4 protein-coding genes are annotated in these 2,443 nt (G+C 49.6%); 2 read left to right on the top strand and 2 right to left on the bottom strand.

Going from position 1 to position 2,443, the window contains the following annotated elements; all coding sequences use genetic code 11:
* Positions 1 to 38 precede the first annotated feature (38 nt).
* Both ACOYNV_RS27440 and ACOYNV_RS27435 read right to left on the bottom strand, forming a co-directional pair.
* On the bottom strand, positions 39 to 713 hold the full coding sequence (locus ACOYNV_RS27440) for an AAA family ATPase (RefSeq protein ID WP_422902995.1): 675 nt from the start codon (positions 711 to 713) through the stop codon (positions 39 to 41).
* Positions 710 to 934, bottom strand: coding sequence for a hypothetical protein (locus ACOYNV_RS27435; RefSeq protein WP_422902994.1), 225 nt, complete (start codon positions 932 to 934; stop codon positions 710 to 712). The genes ACOYNV_RS27440 and ACOYNV_RS27435 overlap by 4 nt, the downstream gene beginning before the upstream one ends.
* 358 nt (positions 935 to 1,292) lie before the next feature.
* On the opposite strand from ACOYNV_RS27435, the gene ACOYNV_RS27430 reads away from it, so the two are divergent.
* Together ACOYNV_RS27430 and ACOYNV_RS27425 are read left to right on the top strand one after the other, a co-directional pair.
* Positions 1,293 to 1,901, top strand: coding sequence for a hypothetical protein (locus tag ACOYNV_RS27430; protein ID WP_422902993.1), 609 nt, complete (start codon positions 1,293 to 1,295; stop codon positions 1,899 to 1,901).
* A 69-nt stretch (positions 1,902 to 1,970) separates the two neighbouring features.
* Positions 1,971 to 2,426: a UPF0149 family protein gene (locus ACOYNV_RS27425; RefSeq protein ID WP_422902992.1), complete on the top strand. Its 456-nt coding sequence runs from the start codon at positions 1,971 to 1,973 to the stop codon at positions 2,424 to 2,426.
* The last annotated feature ends 17 nt before the right edge of the window (positions 2,427 to 2,443 follow it).

Raw genomic sequence — 2,443 nt, 5'->3', positions numbered from 1 at the left:
AATACCACCTCAACACGTCATATGATACGTTTATTTATTTACGCCGCCTTAGCATCTCCTCCGAGTTTGTCGAGCTCATCGAGCAGAACGATGGGCGCACAGCAATCAGAACCGGCAAGGGAGTCGAAAATTTGGCCAGGTTGGGTGTTGCCCCATCGGCTATCAGTGCCAGTCAGAACAAAGCCACCTTGGACAGACCCCATTTGGATTTTTTTGAAAGCCGACCCAGTAATTCCCTTTAAAGCTGAACAGAATGCGGTTTTGCCGATACCTGGAGGGCCCGCCAAAAGCAACGGTGTGGTGCGCCAATCGGATGGATCGCCGGTCATGCAAAGTAGCAGATCGTTGCCGTAGTAATCGATGGCTTCAGCAAAATTTGGAAAGTGGTTTTTTAAAAGAGCGATCGCGGGCCGGAAAGTTTTTAATTTGATATCCGGCACAAGTCGAAAACCACCGCGATGCGCTGCCTTTTTCAGCGCATTTTCGAGCTGCTTTTTTTCCTTGAAAAAACCTGACATACGCTGAACTGCCTCTTCGATCAGCGTTGGGTCAAAGATGGGGATGTCGAGATCGGTCGATTGTTTGACGTACGTAAAATATTTTGGAGTTTCGATCCGGCAGATATGTTCTGGCTCATCCAAAGCCTCTTTAGCGGTCTCAGGCGTTTCTGAAATCCAGTCTGGATCATCAGCTTCAAAATCATCCGTGATCATAGACATACGCCGACCACCGATGCAATATTTACCACGGTCCAGAAGCCAAAGAATAAAGCTTCACTTCCGCTCTTCATGCGTACTGCATGGATGGTGCTTGCCAATGCTGCGATGGACAGCAACACAAAAGCTGGCAGAAGAATGTGCATCAACAATGCCAGGCCGCCCGCGATCGAGCTTGATTTACTCATCACTGGCGCAAAAGATTCAGAAAACATCATAAAAAAACTCCGCGATATCTTTTTCTTACGAAAAGACAAGCACCATGGGTGCAAGCCCGTGTATCGGGCGGCGGAGCTTTTGCTTTTGCTAAAGGGAGGAGTTCCGCGGCCGTTTAACGGAGCGGACGTATGGTGCGGAGGGAGAAGATATGGGTGGAAGTCGTCATGGCCTGAGCATAGTACTTGCAGCGGGAGCAGTTTACAAGTCCTAAGCAATTTTTATTGGAAACGGAATGGCCGAGCGTTGTTCTCCTGCAACGAAAGCTAGCAGTACAATGCAAGGTTAGTATTTAACAGGATTCGTCGATGGCGCGTAGAAAAAAAAAGAATCCGGAATGGACGTGCTATCGCGCCTGCCTTGGCAAGTGAGCAACTTCCTTGGGTTCGTTATATTCGCAGGCATGAAGTGGTACTTCCCGCCATGTGGTCAGCCAACATGTTTCTCAAGCCGATGGCTGCGGCGTTCTCCGGGATCGCTTGGCTTTTTGGGGGCTTTTTCCTGCTGGTCGGTACTGTGGCCTTTGCTGCTCAGAAAATGGCAGCTTCAAAAGCATTGGCTGCCGGGACCAAACTTGTCTTCGGCGGTGGATCCCCAAGTCCTGAACGGCAGCCACTACACCGTGCGAAGCCAGGGCCACAAGGTCGCCGTGAGCCGATTGATATCGGGTGGGGAGTTGCTGACCCAATCAAGCCGGTAGAACGAGTGTCAGGGTTGTACGGAGAACCGTCAGTCGCTGCCAACAATGCCCGGAAGGAATCGAGCATTGAGGCGATGGCAAAGCCCTCTGACGGGTCGATTGAACTGATTCGCAAAATCGAATGGAAACGATTCGAAGACCTCTGCCAGCAGTTCTACGAAACCAAAGGTACCCGCCGAGAAAGCCAAATGATCGCCATCAACAACCGGCAACGCACAAAAAGTGAAACCAATAATGATTCGTTACAACTTGCTTCATTTATATGGTGAAGAACATTCGTAGTTCGCAGTGTTGCAACGAATCTTCTCTATTAATGCATGACAACACATGGACTTCGAATGATTGAAACCGACGAAGACCCAAACCGTTCTCCACTCTCACAGTCAGTGACGCGGGATGGAAAAACCGTAAGCATTGAAATTTACGAGGACGGTGCGGGTGGCTGGCTTTTGGAAGTGGTCGATGAATACGGTAACTCCAACCTTTGGGAATCGTCGTTTTCCACCGACGGAGAGGCGCTCGATGAAGCCTTGAAGACTATCGATGAAGAGGGAATTGAATCGTTGATCGGTTTGCCTGCTGGACTCCGACAAGGGATGTTCGATCAACAGCTTTCGGAAGCAGAACTTGATGAACTTGACGATTTCCTTGCCGAGGAGTCTATACAGGACAAGTCCATGGATGTTGCCACTCTGGACGGGTTTCTGACCGCCATTGCCATTGGGCCGCGTCTTGTTACTCCCTTGGAATGGCTACCCCAATGCTCTCAACGTAACACTCTTTTGTCATTGTAATTATTTGTAAGCATGTG

It is taken from the genome of Propionivibrio sp., assembly GCF_049316945.1.
Classification (GTDB): domain Bacteria; phylum Pseudomonadota; class Gammaproteobacteria; order Burkholderiales; family Rhodocyclaceae; genus Propionivibrio.
This window is presented reverse-complemented; position numbering and strand designations above follow the sequence as displayed.